Raw genomic sequence first — 21,407 nt, 5'->3', positions numbered from 1 at the left:
CATGAATGAGACGAATATTGACACGATTACCGTTATCGGTGCAGGCAGTTGGGGAACCGCTTTGAGCATGGTACTTGCGGATAATGGATGCCATGTACGGCTTTGGGGCCATAATCCACAACAAATCATGGAAATCAATGAACATCATACGAATAAAAAATATTTGCCGAATGTCATATTGCCCGAAAACATAAAAGGATTCGCCTCCATGGAAGAAGCGCTGAACGGTGTTGAATTGATTGTATTGGCAGTGCCGACAAAGGCGATTCGAGAAGTTGTCAGACAAATGGTCGAGGTTTTAAAAAAACCGATTACTCTCGTCCATGTCAGTAAAGGGATTGAGCCCGATACGCTTATGAGAATTTCGGAAATGATTGAAGAAGAAATGCCTTCTCGTTTGTTAACGGATCTAATCGTCTTGTCAGGACCGAGTCACGCAGAAGAAGTAAGTCAGCGTCAGCCGACGACTGTGACGGTGTCTTCAAAAAATATAAAAGCAGCCGAGAAAATCCAAAAACTGTTTATGAATCAGCATTTCCGTGTTTATACGAACCCGGATATGATCGGCGTAGAAATTGGAGGAGCGCTAAAAAATGTCATTGCGCTTGCAGCAGGTATTTCGGATGGTTTAGGGTACGGAGATAATGCCAAAGCGGCTCTTATCACGCGAGGGCTAGCTGAAATAGCCCGTCTGGGAACAAAAATGGGGGCCAATCCTTTAACTTTTTCCGGATTGGCCGGGCTCGGTGATTTAATTGTTACATGTACAAGCGTCCACTCGCGAAATTGGCGGGCAGGGAATTTACTTGGAAAAGGAAAAAATTTAAACGAAGTGCTCGAAAACATGGGAATGGTGGTAGAAGGGGTAAGAACAACCAAAGCGGCTTATCAATTATCTCAAAATTATAATGTGAAAATGCCTATTACAACTGCCCTTTATCAAGTACTTTTTCATAACTATGACCCGAAAAAAGCTGTGGATGAATTGATGACCAGAATGAGAACTCATGAAATGGAAGACTTGTCCGATATTTTAGATGCAAGAATGAATGAGTAATGTGTTTTGGTTTTTGCCCCAACGATGTCCATCGAATGAAACCATTACGCGGCGATAAAGGGATTAAGCGGGGAACTTCAATAGGTTGTTGCCACTCTCGTTTCATTTGAAACAAGATACCGAGACTTGTCGGCAAAAAAAGCGGAAATTCAAGAGAATTTATGATCATTTGGGCTTTAGAAGGATGCACATCTAGTTTCTACTCATACGATACTATGAGAAAGCAGGCTTTATAAAAAGGATGGGTCGTCTTTCTAACCGGGGATATTCCCCGGTTGTACTTTCTTGAAAAAGTCTCTTGGCAATGAACAAAACAGGAATCATTTGATCAAAACCTCCTCGAAAGCAATGCATCGAGGAGATTTTTTATTTGTTTTTTTTATTAATGGAGTTGAACGGAATGGCAAGTTTTATTTAATGTGTATGTCCGATTTTTCACTTCGGGAACGAAAACGGCAGCTGGGATTCTGAAGACTCAGCCGAATTCTGTGCTTCCTTCTCTTTGAACTCGCCATCCAAAATAATCTTCACTATATTTATGTCAGATTATCTGACAAATAAATATTAAAAATAGTATGAAGATTTTAAAATATAATCAAGAAAGGTTTCGATAAGTGATAGATTATTTAGAAAAGGTGTGAAAACTATTGAAAAAAAGTACTTTATTGAAGTCAAACGAAAAAGATTTCCTTTTTGAAGAAGTCACAGTAGAAGAACTTATAGCTGGGTATCAAAATGGTGAATATACGGCTCAAGAAGTAGTTCAGTCTTACCTTGATCGAATTCATGAATTGGAACAGTTTTATAATGCTTTTACCTTCATGAATCCTAATGCTCTTGAGGATGCTAAAAACATTGACCGGCTGCGTGAAGAAGGAGCAGAACTTGGACCTCTGGCAGGAATTCCTATTGTCATAAAGGAAGCGGTGGATGTTGCAGGGTTTCCTTCCACGTTTGGCTGGGCTCCTCTTTGTAAGGAATCTGGTGGAATCGAGTTAATGCCGGTGAAAGATGCGCCGGTCGTTGCAAGATTGAAAGAAGCGGGTGCTATCATTCTAGGAAAAACCAATATTCCGGCTTTTAGCTGTGCTTATAATGCAAACAATAGTTGGGACGGGCCCACATATAATGCAGTAAACCGCTCGATTTCACCAGGAGGAAGCAGTAGTGGTACCGCGACTGCCGTTTCAGGAAACTTTGCGGTCCTTGGCGTCGCTGAGGAAACGGCCGGATCCATTCAAGTTCCTGCTGCAGCTCAAGCTTTAGTCGGTATTAAGCCTTCTTTTGGGTTAATACCGAATGTCGGGGTCACTCCCCTAGGAGGAACGACTCGCGATGTGTTAGGACCACACGCTCGTACGGTTCAAGATGCAGCGCTTATGCTAAGCGTGATGGCCGGGTATTCAAAAGAAGATCCAAAAACCATTTCTTCAATTGGAAATATTCCTGAAAACGGATACACTTCTTTTCTTGATAAGAATTTTTTACAAGGTAAACGTTTAGGATTATACGGACCGGGATGGCGTACACAAGAACTTTCAGCGGAAACCCAAAAATTGTATTTGGCGGCCATTGAAGTATTAAAAGCCCAAGGTGCGGAAGTTGTTGAGGATCCTTTTGCAGGAACCGGACTTGCTGAATATGTATCATCTAAAGGTGGTCCGTCGGCTTTAGTGGGTCTTGGGCTGGAAACCTTTTTCTACGACTTGGAAAAATACCTTAAACATTTAAATCCGGAGGATCCTTCTCTTTCGATCAAAACAGTGTTTGATAAAGCAAAAAGTATTCCTTGGACTGAAGATGGCCCGCTTGCTTTAGTTCACGATTATGTGAATGCTGAAACAGCTGAAGCGGATCACAGCATTTTGCCGGATTTGAGTGAATTTTACGAAACAAAGGGGGAATTGCTTAGAATGATTCATCAAGTAATGGAAGACAAAGGTCTTGACGGATTTGTCTATCCACAAATGCCAACAGCCATTCCGTCGATTCAGGAAAATGTTGTGCAATCTACCACCATATCTGAAATCAATATAAGCGGTTTACCGCTGATTACCGTTCCGGCTGGCTATTATGAAAGCGGATCGCCGTTTGCATTGGCCTTCTTCGGCAAAATGTGGAGTGAAGGCGAACTGATTGGAATGGCTTATGCTTACGAACAAGCTACAAAACATCGAAAAGCCCCTGTATTGTATCCGGAATATTAAGTCCTTGTTAACATGAAAAGCACGATAAACGCTTTTTGAACCAGCAGCCAGTGAAAAATAATAAAAAGTTTAAACGGCCTTAAGCCCTATATTTCAGTGGTGTGAGGCCGTTTAATTGTTGTTATATTCTTTCGTGGCTATAAAATCGCATGTATATTTTTCAGCCGTTGTAGATCATCCTTCAAGGTATCGTACCTTTCCCCGTGAATGTGTCTCCAAAAAGATTCCATTGGATTAAATCTATACATCTCCCAACCCAACCCGGGACATACTGTGAGTCCGATTTGCTTTCTTCATCTTTCTCTTTCATCCATGCGAAGTTGCCCGCACCTACAATCGAGATAAAATAAGTGGATGTTCATCAGGAAATCATACAAAAGCTCTTGATCAAGAGTATCCAACATAAACTTATTATTATAGAATGTTTAAGAACATAACCGACGATCGTTTCATCATAAAGATCACGAATGGTACTGAAATGCAATGTTTTCAAACCATCGTTTTGTTTTATCTGAATCGGCAAAGGAAAAATGCAGCAAAAATATTTTTGAAAAATAACGAAAATTCTATGAAATATACTCGTAGCGTGATATACTATATTTGGAAAAATAGGAGGAGATATTCCATGTCACCAGGCATGATTAAAATGTGGATATCCTTTCTTGCGATGGGGTTCATGATTCTTTCTGTGTTCGCTATTTATGTCAGCCGATATAAAATGAAATTTAAGTTTCTTCGATTTCTTGTTGCTTTTTTTGCCTACATATTTTTATTTCTTGGCGGCATCATGATGATCTATGTTGTTTTCAGCGGCCCTGTCGGCTAGAAAGAAAAAGAATTTTCATTTATTCGTATCCGCTTTATTAACGTTGGATTTTTGACATAGAAAGGGAGTTTTCGATTGAGGAAGTTGCTCATATCTGTTTTATTGCTCACAACTGTTTTCTTTTTAGATGGATGCATGTTTCCGGATGAAGAGAAAGCAGAGAATAAAGTCCCTTATCAAGAACAAATTCAATCCGTTCAAAAAGCCGTTGAACAGTTTCAAAAACAAAACGGAGGCATCCTTCCCATTCAAACAAAAGATGAGAATGTTCCAATCTATCAAAAATATTTAATTGATTTTAAAAAATTAGTTCCTCAATATTTGCCGGAACCTCCGGGGAATTCGTACGAAAACGGCGGGATCTTTCAATACGTATTGTTGGATGTAGAGAAAAAACCTGTTGTCAAAATCTTTGATTTGCGTATTGCGGAAACCATAAGGGAATTGGAAATACGTATTCAATCTCACGGATATCCACCGTTTAAAAAAGAAATCGCGCCAAATGTCTATACTCTTGATTATAAAAAACTCGGCTATAAAGAAGAACCAATGGTTACGAGCCCCTACTCTCAAAAAAATCTTCCACTCGTCATTACCGGAGACGGAAAGATTTATGTCGATTATCGTATGGACTTGTATGAGGCCTTGAAAAACAACAAACATACATACAAGCCGGGAGAAGATATACGACCGTTATTAACGCAGCATTCATTTTTCGTTCCCGCTTATTCATTGCCCTATACCGTTAATGAAAAAAATGAACCGGTATTTATGAAAAAATAGGTTCTAACCCTTTTCTTTGCAAATATATTGTAGGGAAGAGGGTTTTTTATTGCATTATTAGAAAGTACATCTTATTTTGCAGTCATAACAAAGTGGGACAATGTCATACACATATATAGAAGACATATATACCAGAATATCATCCCTGGAATGAATGTTGGGAGGGAATCCTTTTGGAAAAAGTAGATCTTTTTAAAGATATTGCAGAAAGAACCGGCGGAGATATCTACTTAGGGGTAGTGGGAGCGGTCCGTACGGGAAAATCAACTTTTATAAAAAAATTCATGGAACTTGTTGTATTGCCGAATATTCAAAGTGAAGCAGACCGGGCTCGTGCTCAAGATGAACTTCCACAGAGTGCGGCAGGGAAAACGATTATGACCACCGAGCCGAAATTTGTTCCGAATCAAGCGGTGAAAGTGAGCGTTGATGAGGGGCTTGAAGTAAACATTCGCTTGGTAGATTGCGTTGGATATACGGTTCCGGGGGCAAAAGGATATGAAGATGAAAACGACGGACCGAGAATGATCAGCACTCCGTGGTATGAAGAGCCGATTCCTTTCCATGAAGCAGCTGAAATTGGTACAAGAAAAGTCATTCAAGAACATTCAACGATTGGTGTTGTCATTACGACAGATGGAAGTATTGGAGAAATCCCGCGCGCTGATTATATTGAAGCAGAAGAGCGCGTCATCGATGAATTAAAAGAAGTAGGGAAACCATTTATCATGATTGTCAATTCTGCGAGGCCTTATCATCCGGAAACGGAAGCGCTTCGCTTAGAGCTTAGCGAAAAATATGATATTCCCGTATTGTCCATGTCGGTGGAAAATATGCGGGAAGGCGACGTTTTAAGTGTTTTACGTGAAGCATTATATGAATTTCCTGTGCTTGAGGTGAATGTTAATCTGCCTAGTTGGGTCATGGTATTGAAGGAAGATCATTGGCTTCGGGAAAATTACCAAGAAGCCGTGAAAGAAACGGTGAAAGATATCAAACGGCTTAGAGATGTGGAACGAGTTGTTCAGCAATTTGACGAGCTCGAATTTATTGAAAGAGCCGGTTTGGCAGGAATGGATATGGGGCAAGGGGTTGCGGAAATAGATTTATATGCACCCGATGAATTATATGATCAAGTATTGAAAGAAATTGTCGGTGTGGAAGTGCGGGGAAAAGATCATCTGTTGGAATTGATGCAAGATTTTGCTCATGCAAAATCGGAATATGATCAAATTGCTGATGCTTTGAAAATGGTGAAACAAACCGGATACGGCATCGCCGCACCGTCTTTAACGGATATGAGTTTAGACGAACCGGAAATTATCAGGCAGGGGTCGCGATTCGGTGTCAGGCTAAAAGCCGTCGCCCCATCCATTCATATGATTAAAGTGGATGTTGAATCAGAATTTGCTCCGATCATTGGAACGGAAAAACAAAGCGAAGAATTGGTCCGGTATTTGATGCAAGACTTTGAAGATGATCCGTTATCCATTTGGAATTCCGATATATTTGGCAGAAGTTTAAGTTCGATTGTTCGAGAAGGCATACAGGCGAAACTATCATTAATGCCGGAAAATGCCCGCTATAAACTGAAAGAGACGCTGGAACGCATCATTAACGAAGGTTCCGGAGGACTTATAGCCATTATACTTTAGGCCTCTTATGTGGGAGGTCTTTTTTTATTTACATTTTGACTCGGTATATGCCAATAAAGCGTTTTAACGGTTGAACGATAGAAGGGCGCCCGTTATTTGCCAACAAGGCTATGGCCAATCGGACTTTAAAACAAGCTAATGTGTCGAGTATTTATGTATGACGATTTTTTTTAATTTAATCTTTTCCCCAATTTGTATTCCAGTATGACTTGACAATAAAAGCGATAAAGAGTATAAAAATGGAAACCGCAAAAAATCAATAGAGTATTGGAACAAATCCTTTATGTATGATTAAGGAAATATTGTTAAGGAAATATTGACCGAAATAAAAGAATTGTGCTTGATATGGCAATTCTTATGTGATAATCTTTTAACAGAATTGATGTGATAAACATGAATTCTACAGCGTTTCTCCCATAAAGTTTGTTTAGAAACGGAAAAAATGCGTAAAAATGAAAAATAAGCAGAAGTGCATTGTTAATTTTGGGAGGAGGTGATTGGTGTGAATAAAACAGAACTAATCAACGAAGTTGCAGAAGCAGCTGAACTTTCTAAAAAAGATGCGACAAAAGCGGTGGATGCGGTGTTTACTGCTATCCAAAATGCTCTGGCTAGCGGAGATAAAGTTCAACTTATCGGATTTGGAAATTTCGAAGTTCGCGAACGTGCTGCGCGTAAAGGACGCAACCCTCAAACAGGAGAAGAAATTGAAATCGCAGCTAGCAAAGTGCCTGCATTTAAACCTGGTAAAGCATTGAAGGATGCTGTCAAGTGAGTACATAAGTGCCGGGTATAGAAAGAAGACTCGTACTTTCGAGTCTTCTTTTTTTGTCCCGCTTTAAGCAGGCGAAAGAAGTTACAGGTGAAAGACAGTGCCGCTAAAAGCCCGATTGGTCCAACGAACCATCATTGGAAGAAGATGAGAAAATCTCCGCTTATGAAAGCACTGTATCTCATTTTAAGAAGCGGTAGTTCTGCAAAGATAAGCAGTCCTAATAGGAGAAACTGATTATAAAAAGCCGTTTCTGCAGCGGAAGAGTCTTAAACGAATCGTGGGATGCACAAACCATAAATCTTCGCTGCTTTGAAATAGTTTAAAGGGTTTCATTCTCATGGAAACGGACTTTTTGAAAGATAAAACATTTATCGAAAGGAAAAAGCTAATCCAAATCCATAAAAGTCTTTTTGGTTGTCTTTCATTTTCAATCGGCAAAAAGAATCCCTCTAGATCGCAAATTGCTTCTTTGCCCCCTTCCTATTCGTGTGCTATTATGAAGATTAGCATATGCTTGCGAATGAAAATACCTTTAGGAGTGGTTCTATACATGCAAAAAACAGAAGTCAATTTGACACAAATTGAACAAGCTGTGCGCTTGATTTTAGAAGCAATCGGAGAAGATCCCGAACGAGAAGGGTTGATTGATACACCAAAACGGGTGGCAAGAATGTATCAGGAAGTCTTTTCGGGTTTAAGACAAGATCCCGGCGAGTATTTTGAAACCATCTTTAGCGAAGACCACGAGGAGTTAGTCCTTGTCAAAGATATTCCTTTTTACTCGATGTGTGAACATCATCTTGTCCCTTTCTTCGGGAAGGCTCATGTTGCTTACATACCAAAGAACGGAAAAGTAACGGGCTTAAGCAAACTTGCTCGTGCAGTAGAAGCAGTGGCCAAACGTCCGCAGCTTCAAGAAAGAATTACAGATGAAGTCATAGAGGCCATCATGAAAAAATTAGATCCGCATGGAGCGATGGTGGTCGTAGAAGCTGAGCATATGTGTATGACGATGCGAGGAGTCAAGAAACCAGGATCTAAAACGGTTACGACTGCTGTTCGAGGGATTTTCGAACAAGATGCTCAAGCACGTGCTGAAGTATTGGCTCTTATCAAATAAACTTTTCACCATGAAGGAAGCGAGAGTGGAATGGTCAATCAAAGTGATTATGTGGTCATCAAAGCGTTGGAAAACGGAGTAAACGTCATCGGCTTAACAAGAGGAACCGATACTCGTTTTCACCATTCGGAAAAATTAGATGCAGGCGAAGTAATGATCGCGCAATTTACAGAACACACGTCCGCTATCAAAGTACGGGGGCGTGCGGAAATATGGACGAATGTTGGCCAGCTAAAAAGCGGGGTCGATGAATAAAAGATGAAATAGAAAGAAGAGCAAGCTGTTTTTCATTTAAAAGAAAAACAGCATGTTTTCTTTCATCCAACCGCTGTTCGTAATTAAAAGGCGAGTATGATATAATATTGGTTGTTTTAAAAACTGCGCGTACATATGGGTGAATAGGATACATACTTTTATTTTTATGGGATTAAGGGGAATGCTTATGTACACTTGGTTGAAGAAGATGGCGGATATTAAAGAAGAAATTCAGCAAAAGCTGTCATATCCTTACTTGAGTCGGCATTTGGATGATCCGCATATTGATGAAGATCGGCTCTTATTTTTGTTATTGCCATTTCAAGAAGAATCGTTGAAAGAAAACGTGAAACATTATATTACAACAGCTATGCTGATTCAAATTGCCCTTGATACCCATGAAAAGGTTTCCGTGTCTAATGAAGAACCAGCGATGAAACGTCAAATCAAAGTGTTGGCAGGCGATTATTTCAGCGGGCTGTATTATCAAATTTTGGCCGATGTTCAAAATGTATCCATGATCCGAATATTTGCCAATTCCATTAAGCAAATCAATGAGCAGAAAATCGCTGTATATCAACATGAGAATCGATCGACGGACGAGATTATAAACAGCATCAAGTTGATAGAATCAGGTGTTGCTCAAGGATTTTACTCTTATTTTCAATACGGCGCTTATTCTTCTTTCATATCTGAAATTTTATTACTCAAAAGGCTTCTGCAGGAACGGAACTTATTTTTAAAACAAAAACCGGCTTTGCTTTTTGATGCTTTGAAATCCATTCAATTTCCGACAGTTCAAGGCTCTTTGTACAGTTTGGCCGGAAGTGATCTTCGCTCCTTGCTTCACATTAGCGATCGATACATTCAAAGGACAAAACAAAAAATCGAGAAAACTCTCAACACTTGGGAGCATCGGGATCCATTGCTGATTGAAAAAGTTCGAACGTTGTTAGAAACGGAGCCGTATTCAATCAAAATACTTGCGGAAGAAGGGTAGCGAATGCATCAACCATCATCAAAAGAAGAACGTGTTTTAAATGTGTTTGAAAAAATTTATTCGAATTACGATAAAATGAATTCACTGATTAGCTTTAAGCAACATATGCGGTGGCGAAAAGATACAATGAAGCGAATGAATGTGCAGAAAGGAAAAATTGCTCTCGATGTATGTTGCGGAACGGCTGATTGGACGATAGCGTTGGCGGAAGCGGTCGGTGAAGAAGGAAAAGTGTATGGACTCGATTTCAGCAAAAATATGCTGAAAATCGGCGAACAAAAGATAAAAGAAAAAAACCTTTCCCAAGTGACGCTTCTACACGGCAATGCTATGGAGCTTCCTTTTGAAGATAATACGTTTGATTATGTCACGATCGGATTTGGGTTAAGGAATGTTCCTGATTATTTGCGCGTTTTGGAGGAGATGCACAGGGTATTGAAGCCGGGCGGGATGGCAGTCTGTCTCGATACTTCGCAGCCGACTTTATGGGGATATCGGCAGCTTTATTATTTTTATTTTCGGTTCATCATGCCTTTGTTCGGAAAAATCTTTGCCAAAAGTTATGATGAGTATTCGTGGCTTCAAGAATCCGCCCGCGAATTTCCAGGTATGAAAGAACTGGCAAAGCTTTTTGAAAAGGCAGGATTTATTAACGTCGCTTATAAACCTTATAATGGCGGTGTGGCTGCAAGCCATTTTGGATATAAACAAACGTAAGCTAGGTGGATAAAAATATGAAATTTCAATCGTTATATTCGTTTTTAAAAACGGATATTGATTTAATTGAAAGGGAACTGGAGCAGGCCATTTATTCCCGGTCCCCCATCATTTATAACTCCTCTTTAAAACTGTTGCAGGCTGGCGGAAAACGGATTCGCCCCATCTTTGTCTTGCTGGCCGCTCATTTTGGAAATTACGATATTGGAAAAATCAAAAATTTGGCTGTAGCTCTTGAGCTTATACATATGGCTTCTCTCGTTCACGATGATGTCATCGATGATTCCGATATAAGGAGAGGAAAGCCGACTGTAAAAGCTCAATGGGACAACCGAGTGGCGATGTATACAGGTGACTATCTTTTCGCTCGCTCGTTGGAATATATGACTAAGCTTGAAAATGTGGAAGTTCATAAGGTCTTGTCCGATACGATCATCGAAGTATGTATCGGCGAAATGGTACAAATGAAAGACAAGTATCGATTTGATCAAAATCTAAGGGATTACCTTCGTCGAATTAAAAGAAAAACGGCGTTGCTGATCGCGGCAAGCTGCCAGCTCGGAGCCGTTGCGTCCGGCGCCCCGCCCCATATTTGCAAAAAATTGTACCATTTCGGCTATAATGTCGGGATGTCTTATCAAATCATTGACGATATATTGGACTTCACGGGAACGGAAAAACAGTTGGGGAAACCTGCTGGAGGCGATCTTCTTCAAGGAAATGTCACCCTCCCTGTTTTATATGCCATGGAGAAGCCCGGACTGCGGGAAGCGATCTATACGGTCAATGAAAAAACATCCCAAAAAGATATCAAAAGGATCATCGAACAAATCAAGCAAAGTGATGCCATTCAGCGTTCCAACAATTTAAGCCAAAGATACTTGGATCGAGCAATCGCCATCTTGGATGATCTTCCCGACAATAAAGCAAAAAAGTCTTTGAAAGAAATCGCCAAGTATATCGGTAAAAGAAAATATTAGAAAAAGACATGGAAACGTTGTCAAATATTTGCGCGAATGATACTATTTTCTTGGGTTGTCTTTTGTGACAACAATAGTGATACATAATAGGAGTTGGGAAAATGGAAAGAACATTTTTAATGATCAAACCGGATGGAGTCCAAAGAAATTTGATTGGTGAAATTGTGTCCCGTTTTGAAAAAAAAGGATTTCAACTTGTGGGCGCTAAATTGATGACAGTCACGAAAGAGTTGGCGGAAAAACACTATCAAGAACATAAAGAACGCCCTTTTTTCGGTGAATTAGTGGAATTCATTACGTCCGGACCTGTATTTGCGATGGTTTGGGAAGGAGAAAATGTCATTGCGACAGCTCGTCAAATGATGGGAACGACCAATCCGAAAGACGCTGCTCCGGGAACCATCAGAGGAGATTTTGGACTGACTGTAAGTAAAAACGTCATTCATGGATCTGATTCTCCGGAAAGTGCAGAGCGTGAAATTGGTATTTTCTTCAAAGAAGAAGAACTCGTTGAATATTCAAAATTGATCAACCAATGGATTTATTAAGATAAAAATTTTTTCTTAAGGAAAGGGTTGCCGTGATGGCAGCTCTTTTTTGATTGTTGGGAGGAATCATTTCATTTTGACTGGGTTTCAATCGTGTGAATTTCTGCTCATTCTTGATGTCAAATTTATGATTGATTTCGTTAAATAGGAAATCGAAGCATTTTTTTCCTTCAACTGATTGCCTCCATTCGTTATAATAAAGTACAAACGAAAACTTCAATCCGTGGGAGATGGATAATGAGTGGAACCAGTTCGGGCGTAGAGAGAGTTTCAACCTTGAGGATTTCTGCATGTATTGGTGGCTATTAAGTCTCTATGTTAAGAGGAAATGTGTGTAATTAGATGGAGAGGAAAAAGTCATGCCGGATGATTATCAAGCATTTATTGTTTCGATTAAGAAAAAAACAGGAATCGATCTTTCGTTGTATAAAGAAGCGCAAATGAAGAGAAGATTGACTTCCTTGTATCAAAAAAGGGGCTTTCGCTCTTTTCAAGAGTTTTTTCAAGCGATGAATACCAATTCCGAACTATTGAACGAATGTTTGGATCGAATGACGATTAACGTGTCGGAATTTTACCGCAACAGAAAACGATGGGAAGTTCTTGAGAAAAAGATTTTTCCAAGGATGCTGGCAGCAAACAAGCAGTTGAAAATTTGGAGTGCTGCTTGCTCGACTGGCGAAGAGCCATACACGATTGCCATGATATTGTCCCAGTTTCTCCCCTTATCGCAAATAAGGGTTCTTGCTACGGATATAGACGAAAAGGCGATTCAAAAAGCAAAAATGGGAGTATACCCGGAACGTTCTTTGGAAGAAGTTCCTTCGGAAATGAAAACAAAATACTTCACAAAAGAAGGAGATTTTTATCGCCTATCCGATGAGATAAAGCGTACGGTCCAATTTCGGAAAGAAAACTTGTTTTCAGATCCATTCGAGAAAAATTATGATTTGATCGTCTGCCGTAATGTGCTTATTTATTTTACAGAAGAAGCGAAAGATCTTTTGTATAAAAAATTTAACGCCGCATTGAAAGAAGGGGGCGTCCTATTTGTAGGGAGTACAGAGCAAATTTTTAATCCAGAAGTCTATGGCTTTGAACCGGAGGAACCTTTTTTTTATCGGAAATTATAAATGTTAGACTGTTAGTCGTAAAACGATCACGGGTCCGTAAAGGTATTGGATTTTGAAGAATAAAGAAAAAAGCTTTCATAAGGCAATATGTGGGGGCTGAAAGGCCCTCCGCTGTTTTTGGGCTGGTTTAGCTTTTTTTCGGCAAAGAAAGACGGAAAAATTTTTCAAATAAAATCAATAATAGACGGAACTATTTGAAAACAAATGATATTATGAATAATAGGCAAATAAGAAAAAGTCTTGGAAATTCATTTTTTCTATGCCAAGTCATGCGGAATATGATATATTGTTATAAACGCTTTAACGAGTTGAAGGGAGAAAGTGACATGAGATATTTAACAGCAGGAGAATCACATGGCCCTCAGCTAACTGCTATTATCGAGGGCCTTCCCGCAGGAATGCCTTTAACTGCGGAAGACATCAATATTGAATTAAGCCGTCGTCAAAAGGGCTATGGGCGAGGACGGCGAATGCAAATTGAAAAAGACCAGGTTCAGATCAAAGGCGGTGTTCGCCACGGACTGACATTAGGCTCACCTGTCGCTCTCGTTGTCGAGAACAAGGATTGGAAGCATTGGACCAACATTATGGGCATTGAAGCCCCGGAGCAACCGGAAGAAACAAAAAGAAAGGTTACGAGGCCACGTCCCGGTCATGCGGATTTAAATGGGGGAATCAAATACGGACACCGTGATATGCGAAATGTTCTTGAACGTTCGTCTGCGAGAGAAACGACCGTGCGAGTAGCAGCCGGTGCGGTTGCCAAAAAACTATTAAAACTGCTTGGAATCGAAATCGCTTCTCACGTAGTGGAAATAGGGGGAGTAAAGGCGAAAAACCTCCGCTACAAATCGATAAAAGAACTGCAAGAAGTCACTGAACAATCTCCGGTTCGTTGTTTTGACAGCGAAGCGGAAAAGGAAATGATGAAAGCGATCGACCAAGCAAAAGAAAAAGGAGATTCGATCGGCGGCATAGTGGAAGTAGTCGCTGAAGGAATGCCGGCAGGAGTCGGCAGCTATGTACATTATGACCGAAAGCTGGATGCAAAAATCGCGGCGGCGATCGTCAGCATCAATGCTTTCAAAGGCGTAGAATTCGGGATCGGCTTTGAAGCGGCCGGAAAGTTTGGCAGCGAAGTGCACGACGAAATCATTTGGGATGAAGAAAGAGGGTTTTCGCGGAAAACGAACCGTCTTGGCGGATTTGAAGGGGGAATGACAACCGGAATGCCGATAGTCGTCCGAGGAGTCATGAAGCCTATTCCAACACTTTATAAACCGCTTCAAAGTGTAGATATCGACACGAAAGAACCGTTTTCCGCCAGCATTGAGCGTTCCGACAGCTGTGCCGTCCCTGCTGCCAGCGTGGTCGCAGAAGCGGTTGTTGCTTGGGAATTAGCAGCGGCGATCGTTGATCAATTTTACAGCGACCGTATGGATGCGTTAATTCGAAACGTCGATGAACAAAGAAAGTATGCAAGGGAGTTTTAATATGGAAAAGATGGAGGTCCATACACGAAATAAAACCTACCCGATTTGGGTGGGAGAAAATGCGCTGGAAATGATTCCGGAAATTTTTAAGGATAAGCTGTCAGATGCCACGAAAATCCTGGTGATCGCCGATAAGCATGTTTCTCGTCTATATAAGGAAAAGCTTGAAAAGCATCTGCCGACCCATGTCCCGTTTGCATGGAAAGAAGTGCCTCAAGGGGAAGCGGCTAAATCAATGGCTGTTTTTGAATCGTGTATAACGGAAGCACTCGAACAAAATTTGGATCGAAAATCATGTATTATTGCTTTTGGTGGAGGAGCCGCGGGAGATCTGGCCGGATATGTGGCGGCTTCCTATATGAGAGGAATCCGTTTTTTACAAGTTCCAACCACCATTCTAGCCCACGACAGCGCTGTAGGAGGAAAAGTGGCCATCAACCATCCTCTTGGAAAAAATATGATCGGGCACTTCCATCAGCCAGAAGCGGTTATTTTTGATACGAATTTTATCAATAGTTTACCAGAAAAAGAGGTTCGTTCTGGATTTGCAGAAGTAATCAAACATGCGCTGATAAAAGATAAAACATTTTTACATCAGCTAACCAGTACGCTCGTGTCCTTTGAAAAGATGGACTCTGATTTTCTGGAAATGTGCTTATGCAAAGGCATCAGCATTAAAGCGGACATTGTTTCAGAAGATGAAACGGAACAAGGTATACGGGCATTTTTAAATTTTGGGCATACATATGGCCATGCATTGGAAGCGACTGTTGGCTACGGAAGAATAACTCATGGCGAAGCGGTTATGATTGGAATCGTATATGCATTGTATTTAAGCAAGAAAAAATACTCGCTTGACTTGGATTTGTCGTCTTTTGTAGATTGGATCAAACGACTGGGATATTCGTTGGATGTACCAGAAACGATCTCATTTAATCAGCTTTTCTCCGCCATGAAACGAGATAAGAAAACGATTGGCAGCTCCGTTCGGTTTGTGCTTCTCAAAGAAATTGGAAAGCCTGTCATTGTGGAGATGAATCAAGAAGACTTAAAAGAAGCGGATCAGTTTATTCGATCTTTCTCTAAACTTTGAACCGATCGTTATGAAGACCTTGTCCGTTTGACTAAAAAACTATTTAAGATGGCTTGGAACAGTGTATGAGAAAGGGAGGAAATGGATTGATTAGAGGGATAAGAGGGGCGACAACCGTTGAACAAAATGAGGAAACCGAGATCATCGCTGCGACCAAGCAGCTTTTGGTCGAAATGATCGAATCGAATAACATTCAACCGGAAGATGTTGCTTCTGTTTTCATTTCTGTTACAAAAGATGTGTTTGCCGCTTTTCCAGCTAAGGCGCTTAGAGAAATCGAAGGTTGGACATACGTTCCTGTTATGTGTATGCAAGAAATCCCTGTTCCTGATAGTTTAGAAAAATGTATCAGGATTATGATGCATGTGGAAACGGCGGTTCCTCAGGAAGAAATCCGCCATATTTATTTGAATCACGCAACGGTTTTGCGTCCGGATTTAGCAGGATCAAATGAATCTAATCAAAAATAAACTTTAGTGCTACAATAAAGATAAGGTTTCTTTATCTTGGTAAAGAAATAAAGTGCAAAAGCAGGGAGAGATAAACATGAAATGGAAAAAACAAATATTAGATTTGGAGCCTTACCAACCTGGAAGAACAATAGAGGCAGTGAAAAAAGAATTCAATCTTGAGAAAGTAACGAAACTGGCATCCAATGAAAACCCGTTCGGCTGTTCTCCGCTTGTAAAAGAGTGGCTGAAAAATTTTGATCGTTCTTTTGCCCTTTATCCAGATGGATATGCAACCGAATTGCGCAAAGAGATGGCCAAACGCTTAAATATTGAAGAAAATCAGCTGCTTTTTGGCAATGGATCCGACAATATCCTACAAGTCGTTTCCAGCACGATTCTTGAGCCGGGAAAAAATACTGTCATGGCAGTGCCGACTTTTTCACAATATCTCCATAACGCAGTCATTGCAGGAGCAGAAGTGAGGGAAGTTCCACTGATCAACGGAGCTCATGACTTGGACGGAATGTTAGCGGCCATTGATGAAAACACGGCCATAGTGTGGATATGCAATCCCAATAATCCAACTGGGGTCTACATCACTGAGGATGAAATGATACCATTTTTGAAAAAAGTTCCGGATCATGTTCTGGTCGTGTTAGACGAAGCGTATAGAGAATACGTTGTAGCGGACGATATTTATGATGCTGTATCGTTGGTGAAAACATTCAAAAACGTTCTTGTTACTCGCACTTTTTCCAAAATATACGGTATGGCAAGCTTCCGAGTAGGCTACGCATTCGGTCATCCAGACATCATCAAGTATTTCAATGCGGTGCGCGAACCGTTTAATGTCAATACATTTGGCCAGGGAGCTGCCGTTCAAGCGCTTCGCGATCAAGAATTTATCGAAGAATGCCGCAAGAAAAACCGACAAGGACTTGAGCAATTTTACGAATTTTGCCGTCAAGAAAAGTTAAACTTTTTTCCCTCTCAAACCAACTTTGTTTTGATTGATTTTGGCTGTAACGGTGATGATGTCTTCCATTATTTAATGACAAAAGGCTATATCGTTCGATCAGGCAATGCCCTTGGATTCCCAACATCCGTTAGGGTGACGGTTGGTTCCAAAGAACAAAATGAAGGCGTCATTGAAGCGATGCGAAGCTTTATAAAAGAAAGAGCTATTGGCTAACGTGAGGAGGATCGTTTTTTGAAAGGGACAGTTTTAATCGCCGGTATCGGTTTAATTGGAGGATCGCTGGCACTTACCATTAAAGAGGCTCATCCTCATGCAACTGTTATCGGCTTTGACATTAAAGAATCAGAGAGAAAATTGGCTAAAGCGCTAGGAGTGGTGGATGAAGAATCTGATTCTTTTATCGAGCTGGCAGCAAGGGCAGATCTCATCATTTTAGCTGTTCCTGTCAAGCAAACCGAGATTCTCATCGAGGAATTGGTCCAAAACGCGGACAAATTGAAAAAAAATGTCATTGTGACAGACACAGGCAGTACGAAAGCGAGAATCATGCAAAAAGGAAAAAAATTGAATGACTTGGGAATCTCCTTTATCGGAGGCCATCCGATGGCGGGATCCCACAAAAGCGGTGTAGCGGCTGCTAAGAAAATTCTTTTTGAAAATGCGTTTTATTTATTGACTCCCGATGAACAAACCAGTACTGAAGAGCTAAATACATTGAAGGAGTGGCTCAAAGGGACAAAAGCGAAAATGATCGAAGTGACTCCTGAAGAACATGATCAATTAACCGGAGTCATCAGCCATTTTCCTCACGTGATTGCGTCTTCCCTTGTCCATCAAGCCAGGCATTTTGACCAACAAAATCCGTTAGTGTCTAGGCTTGCGGCGGGTGGATTTCGCGATATTACACGCATTGCTTCCAGCAATCCTGAAATGTGGAAAGATGTTTCGTTGCACAACAAGGAGACGCTCATCCAGCTTTTAGAAGTATGGCAAAAAGAGATGCACAAATTTGCCGAGCTGTTGAAAGACGAAAACGGGGAAGGATTGTACGAATATTTTGCTGCGGCTAAAACGTTTCGCGATCAGCTGCCTTCTTCATCTAAAGGAGCAATTCCTGCCTTTTATGATTTATATGTGGATGTGCCCGACTATCCGGGGGTCATCTCAGAGATAACCGGCTACCTTGCCGAGGAAAGAATCAGCATCACCAATATTCGAATTATGGAAACGCGCGAAGATGTATACGGTGTTTTGGTCATCAGTTTTCAAAACGATCATGACCGTATGAAAGCAAAAAAATGTATTCAAAAACATACAAATTATGACGTATTTCTTGCGTAATAGAAAAGGATGGTAGAGACATGAGGTTGCCACATAATCATTCCCATTTACGTGGAGTCATTCATGTACCCGGAGACAAGTCGATTTCCCACCGTGCCATTATGTTTGGTTCAATCGCTCAAGGGAAAACCACAATTCGCCACTTTTTAAGAGGACAAGATTGTTTAAGCACCATAGACTGTTTTCGAAAACTAGGCGTTCATATAGAGGAAGATGGACAACAGATCACCATTTTAGGAAAAGGTTGGGAAGGGTTGGAAGAACCAAAGGATATATTGTACACAGGAAATTCCGGCACTACGACGAGATTAATAATGGGGATTCTTGCCGGCCGCCCTTTTCATTCCGTGCTCATGGGAGATGAATCCATAGGCAGACGGCCGATGGATCGCGTCGTTCTTCCGTTACGGGAAATGGGGGCCTCCATTTCGGGAAGAGAAAATGGCAAATTTACGCCGATTTCCATTAATGGAGGATCACTTCGGTCGATTCACTATAAAATGCCGGTAGCAAGTGCCCAAGTCAAATCCGCCTTGCTATTTGCAGGCCTCCAAGCGGAGGAGACCACCGTGATTGAAGAAATGGCCCCAACTAGAGACCATACCGAAAAAATGATCAAGGAATTTGGCGGTGAATGTATCCGAGAAGGCATGACCATTTCCGTTAAAGGATCTCAATCATTTGAAGGAAGAGACATTTATGTGCCGGGAGATATATCGTCAGCTGCCTTTTTCCTGGCGGCTGGAGCGATCATTCCAGGAAGCGAGATTATTTTAAAAAATGTAGGTTTAAATCCGACTCGTTCTGGAATCATTGATGTTTTGAAGGAAATGGGAGCGGATTTGGAGTTGTCTGATCTCTCGTCTAATGGCGAAGAAACGGGCACGATTGTGATACGCTATTCTCAATTAAAAGGCATCGAAATCGGAGGCAGTTTAATTCCGCGATTAATTGATGAGATTCCTATTATCGCTTTAATGGCTACTCAAGCAGAAGGGGAAACAGTGATTAAAGACGCGGAGGAATTAAAAGTAAAGGAAACAAACCGCATCGATACCGTCGTGGGAGAATTAAAAAAATTGGGAGCGGATATTGAATCGAGAAAAGATGGGATGGTCATACGGGGAAAAACGGCATTAAAAGGCGGTAAAGTGTCCAGTTTTGGAGATCATCGTATTGGAATGATGCTCGCCATAGCTGCTTTGCTGTCAAAAGATCCGGTCGATTTAGAAAACCCGGAATGCATTGCTGTCTCTTACCCCAATTTCTTTGACGATTTGCAGAAGTTGATTTAAAACCATAGCCTCACAAGACTTTTGGTCTTGTCAGAGGCTTTTCTTATTTCTTTTATCCGAAAGAAGTCTAGCTCAATCTGTCCGCTTCCGTTTATGGAAGAAAGATGATCCAAAGAGATGCCGACGGCACAAAGACTGATCCTTTTGATTTCGGTTTTGGGTTTTATCGGATGAATTTTTTCGTGCAAATCGACGATTTTATGAAGGGAATATTCGCCGCAAAAGAGAATTCTAGAAAAGTAAGAATGGCATTTTAGTTGAAGGAAAGAGAACTTTGCTTTACTATTAACAGCAGATTCATGATGATTTGCAGAACGATCATTGGGTTCGCCAATCTGATGGAGTTTCCCAAGAATAGTCGCTTTCCATTTTTAACATTACTTAATCCGTCAACATGAGTTTACGCTAAAAGGAGATATACTTGTGATGAACAACGTGGAAAAAATCATCCAATTATTTGAAAATGGACAATTAGATAAAGCAAAAAAGCTTATTGATAAAGTAAAAACAAGCGGGAGTGATGAAGAACAATATCTTCTTGCAGAAGAATTAAACCAGCTTGGATTTCCTGAAGATGCAAAGAATTTGTATCAGATTCTTCTGGAAAAATATCCTGAAGAAGGAGAATTAATTGTCCTTCTCGCCGAAACGTTCGTAGATCTCAATCAAGAAGAAGAGGCCATACTTCTTTTGGAAAAAATTGACGCCTCGGATCCGTCCTACCCACGAGCACTGCTGCTATTAGCTGATTTGTATCAAATGCAGGGATTGTATGAAGTAAGTGAGCAAAAACTGTTAATGGCCAAAGAATTAGCAAAAGATGAGCCTGTGATTGATTTTGCTCTTGGCGAACTTTATATGGAACAAGGACGGTATCGTGAAGCGGTTGATTACTATCATAAGTTAATCGATCAACAGATATACGAATTGGCGGGTACTCAAATTCGCCAACGAATCGCCGAAGCATTAAGCGCTGCCGGAGAATTTGAAGAGGCTTTGCCTTATTATGACGATGCATTGGATGAAAAATTAGAAGTCAATACTTTATTTGGCTTTGGGTTAACTGCCTATCAAGCCGGTTATTATCAAACGGCAATTGAAAAATTTACGGAATTAAAAGCCCTCGATCCTGATTATCACTCATTGTATCTTTATTTAGCAAGATCCTACGAGCATGAAGAAATGCTTGAACAAGCATTGCAATCGATTAAGGAAGGAATTTCACACGATGAATTTCAAAAGGAATTGTACTTCCTTGGAGGAAAGATTGCTTTGAAATTGCAAAAAGAGGACGAAGCGGAGTCATTTTTCCAACAGGCATTGCGATTAGACCCGGGCTATTTGGAAGCAGCACTCACTCTTAATAAATTATACATGACTCAGGAACGGTACAGCGACATATTGGATATTATTAAGCAAGTGCAAAACGAAGGGGAAGACGACCCTCAGTTTTTATGGGATCAAGCGAAAGCTCTTCACGGCTTAGAGCAATATTCAGAGGCATTAAAAATGTACCAGAAAGCATATAATGATTTTAAAAACAATCAAGATTTTCTTGAAGAATACGGTTATTTTCTTTTGGAAGAAGGAAAAACGCAAAAAGCTGCAGAAATATTTCATAAGCTGTTGGAAAAGGATCCGACCAATGAAGAATGGATTCTTTTGCTGGAAAGACTTGAGTGATTCTGAGAGCTTTAT

At 40.7% G+C, this 21,407-nt stretch carries 20 protein-coding genes; all 20 read left to right on the top strand.

Features of this window, described 5'->3' with window-relative positions:
- Nucleotide 1 precedes the first annotated feature (1 nt).
- The 20 genes from BSM4216_RS09650 (at nucleotide 2) to BSM4216_RS09550 (ending at nucleotide 21,392) form a co-directional block, all read left to right on the top strand.
- The gene (locus BSM4216_RS09650) at nucleotides 2–1,057 is read left to right on the top strand and encodes an NAD(P)H-dependent glycerol-3-phosphate dehydrogenase (RefSeq protein ID WP_048623577.1); all 1,056 of its coding nucleotides are present in this window, start codon (nucleotides 2–4) and stop codon (nucleotides 1,055–1,057) included.
- A gap of 647 nt (nucleotides 1,058–1,704) precedes the next feature.
- The gene (locus BSM4216_RS09645) at nucleotides 1,705–3,264 is read left to right on the top strand and encodes an amidase (RefSeq protein ID WP_048623576.1); all 1,560 of its coding nucleotides are present in this window, start codon (nucleotides 1,705–1,707) and stop codon (nucleotides 3,262–3,264) included.
- A gap of 625 nt (nucleotides 3,265–3,889) precedes the next feature.
- Nucleotides 3,890–4,090 carry a DUF2768 domain-containing protein gene (locus BSM4216_RS09640; RefSeq protein ID WP_003355153.1) on the top strand — a complete coding sequence of 67 codons (201 nt, stop codon included), beginning with the start codon at nucleotides 3,890–3,892 and terminating at the stop codon, nucleotides 4,088–4,090.
- Between the two features lie 75 nt (nucleotides 4,091–4,165).
- Nucleotides 4,166–4,873: a hypothetical protein gene (locus tag BSM4216_RS09635; RefSeq protein WP_048623575.1), complete on the top strand. Its 708-nt coding sequence runs from the start codon at nucleotides 4,166–4,168 to the stop codon at nucleotides 4,871–4,873.
- Nucleotides 4,874–5,046: 173 nt separating this feature from the next.
- Complete coding sequence (gene spoIVA, locus BSM4216_RS09630; RefSeq protein WP_048623574.1) at nucleotides 5,047–6,528, top strand: stage IV sporulation protein A; 1,482 nt, start codon at nucleotides 5,047–5,049, stop codon at nucleotides 6,526–6,528.
- Between the two features lie 502 nt (nucleotides 6,529–7,030).
- Nucleotides 7,031–7,303, top strand: coding sequence for an HU family DNA-binding protein (locus BSM4216_RS09625; protein WP_003355150.1), 273 nt, complete (start codon nucleotides 7,031–7,033; stop codon nucleotides 7,301–7,303).
- Between the two features lie 550 nt (nucleotides 7,304–7,853).
- On the top strand, nucleotides 7,854–8,423 hold the full coding sequence (gene folE / locus BSM4216_RS09615; RefSeq protein WP_003355148.1) for a GTP cyclohydrolase I FolE: 570 nt from the start codon (nucleotides 7,854–7,856) through the stop codon (nucleotides 8,421–8,423).
- A 30-nt stretch (nucleotides 8,424–8,453) separates the two neighbouring features.
- A complete protein-coding gene (mtrB, locus tag BSM4216_RS09610) occupies nucleotides 8,454–8,678 on the top strand; it encodes a trp RNA-binding attenuation protein MtrB (RefSeq protein WP_048623572.1) in 225 nt (74 codons plus the stop codon).
- 187 nt (nucleotides 8,679–8,865) lie between these two features.
- Complete coding sequence (locus BSM4216_RS09605; protein ID WP_048623571.1) at nucleotides 8,866–9,678, top strand: heptaprenyl diphosphate synthase component 1; 813 nt, start codon at nucleotides 8,866–8,868, stop codon at nucleotides 9,676–9,678.
- 3 nt (nucleotides 9,679–9,681) lie between these two features.
- Nucleotides 9,682–10,395, top strand: coding sequence for a demethylmenaquinone methyltransferase (gene menG / locus BSM4216_RS09600; protein WP_048623570.1), 714 nt, complete (start codon nucleotides 9,682–9,684; stop codon nucleotides 10,393–10,395).
- Nucleotides 10,396–10,412: 17 nt separating this feature from the next.
- Nucleotides 10,413–11,375, top strand: a complete 963-nt coding sequence (gene hepT / locus BSM4216_RS09595; RefSeq protein WP_048623569.1) for a heptaprenyl diphosphate synthase component II — start codon at nucleotides 10,413–10,415, stop codon at nucleotides 11,373–11,375.
- A 101-nt stretch (nucleotides 11,376–11,476) separates the two neighbouring features.
- A complete protein-coding gene (ndk, locus tag BSM4216_RS09590; protein WP_048623568.1) occupies nucleotides 11,477–11,923 on the top strand; it encodes a nucleoside-diphosphate kinase in 447 nt (148 codons plus the stop codon).
- 359 nt (nucleotides 11,924–12,282) lie between these two features.
- A complete protein-coding gene (locus tag BSM4216_RS09585; RefSeq protein WP_048623567.1) occupies nucleotides 12,283–13,056 on the top strand; it encodes a CheR family methyltransferase in 774 nt (257 codons plus the stop codon).
- A 326-nt stretch (nucleotides 13,057–13,382) separates the two neighbouring features.
- Entirely contained in the window at nucleotides 13,383–14,549 is a 1,167-nt protein-coding gene (aroC, locus tag BSM4216_RS09580; RefSeq protein ID WP_048623566.1) for a chorismate synthase, read from the top strand.
- Nucleotide 14,550: 1 nt separating this feature from the next.
- Nucleotides 14,551–15,642, top strand: coding sequence for a 3-dehydroquinate synthase (gene aroB / locus BSM4216_RS09575; RefSeq protein WP_048623565.1), 1,092 nt, complete (start codon nucleotides 14,551–14,553; stop codon nucleotides 15,640–15,642).
- Nucleotides 15,643–15,728: 86 nt separating this feature from the next.
- Entirely contained in the window at nucleotides 15,729–16,112 is a 384-nt protein-coding gene (aroH, locus tag BSM4216_RS09570) for a chorismate mutase (protein WP_003355138.1), read from the top strand.
- A gap of 76 nt (nucleotides 16,113–16,188) precedes the next feature.
- Nucleotides 16,189–17,286, top strand: coding sequence for a histidinol-phosphate transaminase (gene hisC / locus BSM4216_RS09565; RefSeq protein WP_048623564.1), 1,098 nt, complete (start codon nucleotides 16,189–16,191; stop codon nucleotides 17,284–17,286).
- An 18-nt stretch (nucleotides 17,287–17,304) separates the two neighbouring features.
- A complete protein-coding gene (locus tag BSM4216_RS09560; protein ID WP_048623563.1) occupies nucleotides 17,305–18,414 on the top strand; it encodes a prephenate dehydrogenase in 1,110 nt (369 codons plus the stop codon).
- Nucleotides 18,415–18,434: 20 nt separating this feature from the next.
- Nucleotides 18,435–19,709, top strand: coding sequence for a 3-phosphoshikimate 1-carboxyvinyltransferase (gene aroA, locus BSM4216_RS09555; RefSeq protein WP_048623562.1), 1,275 nt, complete (start codon nucleotides 18,435–18,437; stop codon nucleotides 19,707–19,709).
- Between the two features lie 426 nt (nucleotides 19,710–20,135).
- Complete coding sequence (locus tag BSM4216_RS09550) at nucleotides 20,136–21,392, top strand: tetratricopeptide repeat protein (RefSeq protein ID WP_048623561.1); 1,257 nt, start codon at nucleotides 20,136–20,138, stop codon at nucleotides 21,390–21,392.
- The last annotated feature ends 15 nt before the right edge of the window (nucleotides 21,393–21,407 follow it).

It is taken from the genome of Bacillus smithii (genome assembly GCF_001050115.1).
GTDB lineage: Bacteria > Bacillota > Bacilli > Bacillales > DSM-4216 > Bacillus_O > Bacillus_O smithii.
Note: the sequence above shows the minus strand (reverse complement) of the source record. Positions and strands in the feature narration are given on the sequence as shown.

Bases quoted from the DNA above. Each gene is read 5' to 3' on its own strand.
- BSM4216_RS09650 (WP_048623577.1), top strand. From the start codon at position 2: ATGAATGAGACGAATATTGACACGATTACCGTTATCGGTGCAGGCAGT.
- BSM4216_RS09640 (WP_003355153.1), top strand. From the start codon at position 3,890: ATGTCACCAGGCATGATTAAAATGTGGATATCCTTTCTTGCGATGGGG.
- folE (WP_003355148.1), top strand. From the start codon at position 7,854: ATGCAAAAAACAGAAGTCAATTTGACACAAATTGAACAAGCTGTGCGC.
- mtrB (WP_048623572.1), top strand. From the start codon at position 8,454: ATGGTCAATCAAAGTGATTATGTGGTCATCAAAGCGTTGGAAAACGGA.
- BSM4216_RS09605 (WP_048623571.1), top strand. From the start codon at position 8,866: ATGTACACTTGGTTGAAGAAGATGGCGGATATTAAAGAAGAAATTCAG.
- menG (WP_048623570.1), top strand. From the start codon at position 9,682: ATGCATCAACCATCATCAAAAGAAGAACGTGTTTTAAATGTGTTTGAA.
- hepT (WP_048623569.1), top strand. From the start codon at position 10,413: ATGAAATTTCAATCGTTATATTCGTTTTTAAAAACGGATATTGATTTA.
- ndk (WP_048623568.1), top strand. From the start codon at position 11,477: ATGGAAAGAACATTTTTAATGATCAAACCGGATGGAGTCCAAAGAAAT.
- BSM4216_RS09585 (WP_048623567.1), top strand. From the start codon at position 12,283: ATGCCGGATGATTATCAAGCATTTATTGTTTCGATTAAGAAAAAAACA.
- aroC (WP_048623566.1), top strand. From the start codon at position 13,383: ATGAGATATTTAACAGCAGGAGAATCACATGGCCCTCAGCTAACTGCT.
- aroB (WP_048623565.1), top strand. From the start codon at position 14,551: ATGGAAAAGATGGAGGTCCATACACGAAATAAAACCTACCCGATTTGG.
- hisC (WP_048623564.1), top strand. From the start codon at position 16,189: ATGAAATGGAAAAAACAAATATTAGATTTGGAGCCTTACCAACCTGGA.
- aroA (WP_048623562.1), top strand. From the start codon at position 18,435: ATGAGGTTGCCACATAATCATTCCCATTTACGTGGAGTCATTCATGTA.
- BSM4216_RS09550 (WP_048623561.1), top strand. From the start codon at position 20,136: ATGAACAACGTGGAAAAAATCATCCAATTATTTGAAAATGGACAATTA.